This window comes from Kitasatospora sp. NPDC096077, from assembly GCF_040303245.1.
Taxonomy (GTDB): domain Bacteria; phylum Actinomycetota; class Actinomycetes; order Streptomycetales; family Streptomycetaceae; genus Kitasatospora.
Genome location: NZ_JBEOSV010000001.1, coordinates 469,574 through 475,725, shown reverse-complemented (window position 1 = coordinate 475,725; position 6,152 = coordinate 469,574). Strand labels below are relative to the sequence as shown.

Sequence of the window (6,152 nt, the reverse complement as noted above, 5' to 3'; positions counted from 1 at the left end):
ACTGAGTTGTGCAATGCCCACAACCCCGCCCCGCCGCCCCGGGCAGCCCCCCACCCCCCCCCCCCGGGGGGCCGCGGCCCCCGGCCCCGGGCCGCACCACCCCGCGGCCCCCGGGCCCGCCGTCCGGCTGTGCGGACGACGGCCCGGGGCCGCGGTGCGTCGGGCCCGCCGTGCGCAAGATGGCACGCGGGCCCGTCGGCCGGTCAGGGCTTGCGGCCCAGGCCGCAGCTGATCAGCCGCTCCCACAGCGACAAGTCGCCCTCGCCCGTGGGGACTTGGGTGGCAGCCGGGTCGGGGCGCCACAACGAGCAGGGGACCAGGCCCGGTTCGAGCAGGTCGAGGCCGTCGAACAGGGTCAGGATCTCCTCGTCGGTGCGCCAGCGGCCGCGGCCCAGGCTCTGCTGGAGCTTCTGCTCGGCGCGCCGGGTCTCCTGCTCCGCACCGGTGCCCGCGCCGGAGCGGAAGTGCGAGATGTACACCAGACTGCCCGAGGGCACCCGGTCCACCCACCAGCGGGCCAGGGCGGCGGGCCGCTCGGTGTCGTTGAGGTGGTGCAGGATCGCGCTGAAGACCACGCCCACCGGCTGGTCGAAGTCGATCAGGCGCTGCACCTCGGGATGCCGACGGACGGACTCCGGCTCGCGGAGGTCCGCCTCGACCAGCGCGGTGCGCTCGTCGGCGGCCAGCAGGGCACGGCCGTGGGCGAGGACGGTCGGGTCGTGGTCGATGTAGGCGACGCGCGCGTCGGGGACGTGCCGCCGGGCGACCTGGTGCACGTTGTCGGCGGTCGGCAGCCCGCTGCCCATGTCGATGAACTGGTGGACACCGGCGTCGGCCATCGCGCCCACGGCGCGCACCAGCGCCTGGCGGTTGGCGAAGGCTATGGCCGCCGAACCGGGCAGGTCCCGGAGGAAGAAGTCGCCGATCTCGCGGTCGACCGCGAAGTTGTCGGTGCCGCCGAGCAGGTAGTCGTACACCCGGGCGATGCTGGGCTTGGACTCGTCGATCCCGCTGCGCTGTTCGGTCATGGCGGAGCAACCCCGTTCCTGGCAACCGTTGTGTCCCCGATGCTAGGAGAGCCGTCCTGCTCCGCGGGTCCGCCGACGAGCGGTGTCGCGCGAAGGGCCGGGGCGCACGCGGCATCCGACCCGCGCGCGCCCCGGCCCTTCGCGCCACCGGCCGTGCCGGCGAGGGCCGGGCCCCGTGACCCGGGGTCAGCCGGACGGCGCCGGGCCCCGGGAGGACATACCGGCGGACGGCCCGTCGGAGAAGGGCGTGCCGGACGAGGCCGTCCAGTCGGCGTCGCCGGGGAGGACGCCGAGCTGCTGGAGGACCGAGGTGCGGTCGTAGGCGTCCACCGACCGGGAGATCCGGCCGTCCTCGGCGAATTCGAGCAGGCTCATCAGGTAGAGCGAGAACCGCTGTCCCCGGCTGGATTCCGGGAGGCAGAGGAACGGCTGCCGGATGGTGGCGCTGTAGTGCACCTGGGCCACCGCGTGGTCCGGGCCGACCAGCACGCCCAGGCTGACCGAGCGGATGTCGGAGAACAGCTGGTCGGCCCGGCTGAAGTACTCGTGCAGCTCTTGGTGGCCCCGGTAGGTGTGGTCGAAGGCCTTGTCCTCGATCACGGCGTCCTCGGTGTAGTACGCCATGGCGTCGGTGGGGGCGGTGGGGGAGTCCCACATGGTCACCCAGCGTTCGACGAACGCCTTCCGCTCGCTCAGGTCGGGGTCCGGCATGGGAGTCCTTCCTCTCTGTACGTCGTGGCCGCGCCGTGCGTCGTGGTGTTGCCGTGCGTCGTGGCCGTCCATCGTGGTCGTGCGGTGCGTCGTGATCACCGGTGCCGGAGCACGGCGGCGAGCACACCGGGCCGGGCGAGCTCCGCCGGGGAGCCGGTCAGGCTGACGGCGTTCCAGACGGCGGTGGCGACCCGGGCGTCCTCGGCCGCGGCGCGCATGGTGGCCCGGAAGGACGTCGCCAGCAGCCGGGCCAGGGTGGGGTGGGTGCCCGGGACCTGCGGCATGGACCGGTCGGCCAAGGTGGAGAACAGCCAGGGGAGCCGCACCGCCCGCGCGGTCTCGCGGTAGAACCGGCGGGGCAGGCCCGCCGGACCGTCGTGGAGGCACCTCCGCAGTGCCTTCGCCTCCAGGGCGGCGACCGTCATGCCCGCCCCGTAGATCGGGTTGAGGCTGCACACCGCGTCCCCGATGGAGATCAGGCCCTCGGGGAGCCGGCGCAGCCGGTGGAAGTCCCGGCGGACGGCGGCCGGGTAGCCGAAGGAGGAGATCCCGGTGATCGGTTCGGCCGCCCGCAGCGCGGCCCGGGTGTCGGCGGGGAGCAGGTCCGCCGCGAATTCGAGGAAGCGCTCCGGCGCGGTCGGCGGGTGGTGGTCCTTGCCGAAGCCGTAGAGCGAGAGCACCCAGGTGTCGTTCTCCTGCTGGGTGAGCACGGCGCCGCGCGGGCGGGCCTGGGTCGCCCCGATCAGCACGCCCCTGGCCGGGCCCAGGGTGCCCGGGGCGACCCGGTAGCGGCGGCTGGCGTAGGCGACGTCGACGCGCAGCCGGGCCGCGGAGGGCGCCCGGTAGCCCAGCGAGGTGAGCCAGGCCGCGCCCCGGCCCGCGCGGCCCATCGCGTCCACGACGAGGTCCGCGTCGACGGCCTCGACGGAGTCGGGTTCGCCGGGACGGGCCAGCCGGACCCCGCTCACCCCGGCCGGACCGGTGGCGATCGGCGCGGTGGCCTCCAGCCCCGACCGCAGGCTGACGCCCGGCAGTGCGAGGACCCGTGCGCGCAGCCGGTCCTCCAGGAAGGGGCGGCTGACCTGGAGCACCCGGCCGAGCGGGACCTGACGCAGGCGCGAGCCGAAGAACACGATGTCGAGCTCGTCCAGCGCCCCGGCCAACGTGCCGCCCCCGGCCGCCAGTTCGGCGGTGAAGCCGGGGAAGAACTCGTCCAGGACCTGCGCCCCGCCCGGCGTGAGCGAATGGACGTGCGCCCCCTGAGGGACTCCGCGCCGGACATCGGAGGTCTCCGGGAAGGTGTCCCGTTCGACCACGGTGACGCGCTCGAAGAACCCGGAGAGCGCCCGGGCGGCACAGAGGCCGCCGATGCCCGCACCCAGGACGAGTGCGTGGCCCGTGCCGCGGCGACCACGGCTGGGCGCTGGATTCACGGTCGGCTCCGATCGCTTGCTGGGGCCGTCGAGCGGGCGCGCCCACCTTCCCATCCGGCTTCCGGCCCGCACCAGCACGCTGTCACTCGTACGGGTGACGGTGGACGACCCGGCTCACCCGATCGGCCGTCAGCCGGGGCCGCCGTCAGTCGGTGTGCGGGACGGTGGCCGGCTGGCGCTCCGGGTAGGCGGCGAGCAGCGCCAGCCAGAGCTGGAAGCGGTCCTGCAGCGACTGCAGCGACCGTCCGGTGAGCCGCTCGATCTGGTCCAGCCGGTAGCGGACGGTGTTGCGGTGGACGTACAGCCGGTCCGCGACCGCCTGGACCGAGCAGTCCGCGGCCAGGTAGGCGTGCAGGGTGGTGACCAGGTCGGCGCGGTTGGCCCGGTCGAAACGGGTGAGCGGGCGCAGCACGTCGTCGGCCAGCTCCTTGAGCGGGAGGTCCGGGGTGGACAGCAGCAGCCGCGGCAGGTTGAGCGGGTCGCCGCCGTGCACCCCGGGGCCCTTGGTGAGGGCGGCCTGCGCCTCGAACCAGCTCCGGCGCAGGCCGTCCACGCCCCGGTAGCAGCCGCCGATCCCGACCGAGGCCCCGGCGTCCAGGCCGGAGAGCGCGGCGCCGAACCGCCGGGCCGGCTCGTCCACCGGGACGGACTGCGGGAGCACCGCCACCAGGTACCGGTCGACCACGGCGGTGAGCACCGGTTCGGGGGAGTCCGGGCGGCCCGCGGACTGCCAGGACAGCCGGGCCAGCCGGGTCAGGCGCGGCTCGGCCTCCGGGCGGCCGTCCCCACGCCCGTCGCCGGGACGGTCCCCCGAGCGCCCGGCCTCCGGTGTCAGCCGGCCCAGGACGATCCGGTGGGCGCCCTTGGGGTCCAGCCCGAACGCGGCGAGCCGGCGCTCGGCGGCGGCCGGCGCGATCACGTCCCGCACGATGTCCTCGACGACCTGGCCGACCAGCTCCCGCAGTCCGGCCAGGTAGGCCTGACGGCGGGCCAGTTCCAGCCCGACCAGCCGGACCGCGTACGGCAGCACGTCCGCCGCCGGGCCGGCGGAGCGCAGGCACAGGTACGCCGTGACCACCCCGTCGACCCGCACCGGCAGTCGCAGGGCCCCGGCACCGCCGGCTCCGTCCCCGGCCGGCCCGGCTCCCTGCCACTCCGGCACGGCCGGCTCCGGGACAGCCGGCTCCGGCACCGCCCGCTCCGGCACGGCGGCCAGCACCACCCCGTGCCGGTCCACCACGGCGACCTCGGAGCCGCACGCGCGCCGCAGCACCCGCAGCAGGGCGGGCAGTCCCTCGCCGCTCGACAGCGCCTGCACCAGCAGGTCGTGCTGGTCGACCAGCCGCCGCTGCGCACTGTGGTCCTCGGCCGTGACCCGCTCGGCGACCAGCCGGTTCACCGCGATGAACGGCGTCTCGTACGGCACCTCCAGCACCGCCAGGCCGAGCCGCTCGGCCTCGGCCACCGTCGCCCGCGGCACGGTGGGGTGGCTCAGCCCGGTGCCGAAGCCGATCGCCGAGGCGCCGGCGGCCGCCACCCGCCGGACGAAGGCGGTCTGGGCCTCGACGGTGCGCTGCCGCAGGCCGGTGGTGAGCAGCAGCTCGCCGCCCGTCATCCAGCCGGTGGGGTCGGCGAGTTCGGTCACCGCGACCCAGCGCACCACGCGTTCGACCCCGGCCGTGCCGGTGCACAGTCGCAGGCCGAGGCCTTCTTCCCTAAGCAGATCGCGCAGCGTCACCGGCATGCGCCGGACTGTAGCGCCGCACAACGCGGGGACGGAAGACCGTGCAGGCGTCCATAGCCGGACGGGGGGATTCCTCCCTACTGTTCCGAGCGAACCGATCGTGATCACCGACCCGAAGGGCCAGCGGAGTTGAAGCCGGAGTTGAAGAGCGACGACCGTCCGCCCCGACCGGATCCGGCGCCCGGCGCGGTCCGGCTCGAAGGGCTGGCGAAGACCTTCGACGGCGGCCGGGTCCGGGCGGTCGACGGCGTGGACCTGGAGGTCGGCGAGGGCGAGTTCTTCGCGATGCTCGGCCCGTCCGGCTCCGGGAAGACCACGGTGCTGCGCATGATCGCGGGCTTCGAGGAGCCGAGCTCCGGCCGGATCCTGCTCGGCGGCGCCGACGTCACCGGGCGTCCGCCGTTCGACCGGGACGTCAACACGGTGTTCCAGGACTACGCGCTGTTCCCGCACATGACGGTCGAACAGAACGTCGGCTACGGCCTGATGGTCCGCAGGGTGCCCAGGGCCGAGCGGGCCGAGCGGGTGCGGGCGGCGCTCGCGATGGTCCGGCTGGACGGCTTCGAGCGCCGACGCCCGTCCCAGCTCTCCGGCGGCCAGCGCCAACGGGTCGCGCTGGCCAGGGCGTTGGTGAACCGCCCGAAGGTGCTGCTGCTGGACGAGCCGCTCGGCGCGCTGGACCTCAAGCTCCGGCACGAGATGCAGGTGGAGCTCAAGCGGATCCAGCGCGAGGTCGGGATCACCTTCGTGTTCGTCACCCACGACCAGGACGAGGCCCTGACCATGAGCGACCGGGTGGCGGTGTTCAACGCGGGGCGGATCGAGCAGGTCGGCTCGCCCGCCGACGTGTACGAGCGCCCGGCCACCGCCTTCGTGGCCGGTTTCGTCGGCACCTCCAACCTGCTGGAGGGCGCGGCCGCCGAGCAGGTCGTCGGCGCGGCCGGGCTGTTCAGCGTGCGCCCGGAGAAGATCCGGATAGCGCACCCGGACGACCCGGCCGGGCCGGACGAGCTCTCGGCCACCGGCCGGGTCGCCGAGGTGGTCTACGCGGGCGGCCACACCCGCTTCCTGGTGGACCTGGAGGCCGGCGGCCGGTTGACCGCCGTCCGGCAGAACCTCGACGAGGGCTCGGCCGACGTGCTGCGCCACCGCGGCACCGACGTCGTGCTGGCCTGGCAGCGCAAGCACACCGTCCGCGTCGGCTCCTGACGCACCGCCAGCCCCCCCTGCACGGAC

The 6,152-nt window shown here is 75.0% G+C and carries 5 protein-coding genes; 1 reads left to right on the top strand and 4 read right to left on the bottom strand.

Going from position 1 to position 6,152, the window contains the following annotated elements; genetic code table 11:
- Nucleotides 1-203 precede the first annotated feature (203 nt).
- The 4 genes from ABTZ03_RS01820 to ABTZ03_RS01805 all read right to left on the bottom strand — a co-directional run bounded on the left by ABTZ03_RS01820 (nucleotide 204) and on the right by ABTZ03_RS01805 (nucleotide 4,916).
- Entirely contained in the window at nucleotides 204-1,028 is an 825-nt protein-coding gene (locus ABTZ03_RS01820) for an SAM-dependent methyltransferase (RefSeq protein WP_350510866.1), read from the bottom strand.
- A 186-nt stretch (nucleotides 1,029-1,214) separates the two neighbouring features.
- On the bottom strand, nucleotides 1,215-1,739 hold the full coding sequence (locus ABTZ03_RS01815) for a nuclear transport factor 2 family protein (RefSeq protein WP_350510865.1): 525 nt from the start codon (nucleotides 1,737-1,739) through the stop codon (nucleotides 1,215-1,217).
- A 95-nt stretch (nucleotides 1,740-1,834) separates the two neighbouring features.
- Nucleotides 1,835-3,172: an FAD-dependent oxidoreductase gene (locus ABTZ03_RS01810; protein WP_350510864.1), complete on the bottom strand. Its 1,338-nt coding sequence runs from the start codon at nucleotides 3,170-3,172 to the stop codon at nucleotides 1,835-1,837.
- 145 nt (nucleotides 3,173-3,317) lie between these two features.
- Nucleotides 3,318-4,916, bottom strand: coding sequence for a PucR family transcriptional regulator (locus ABTZ03_RS01805; protein WP_350510863.1), 1,599 nt, complete (start codon nucleotides 4,914-4,916; stop codon nucleotides 3,318-3,320).
- Nucleotides 4,917-5,045: 129 nt separating this feature from the next.
- Between ABTZ03_RS01805 and ABTZ03_RS01800 the strand changes: the two genes are divergently transcribed.
- Nucleotides 5,046-6,125 carry an ABC transporter ATP-binding protein gene (locus ABTZ03_RS01800; protein ID WP_350510862.1) on the top strand — a complete coding sequence of 360 codons (1,080 nt, stop codon included), beginning with the start codon at nucleotides 5,046-5,048 and terminating at the stop codon, nucleotides 6,123-6,125.
- Nucleotides 6,126-6,152: the final 27 nt, after the last annotated feature.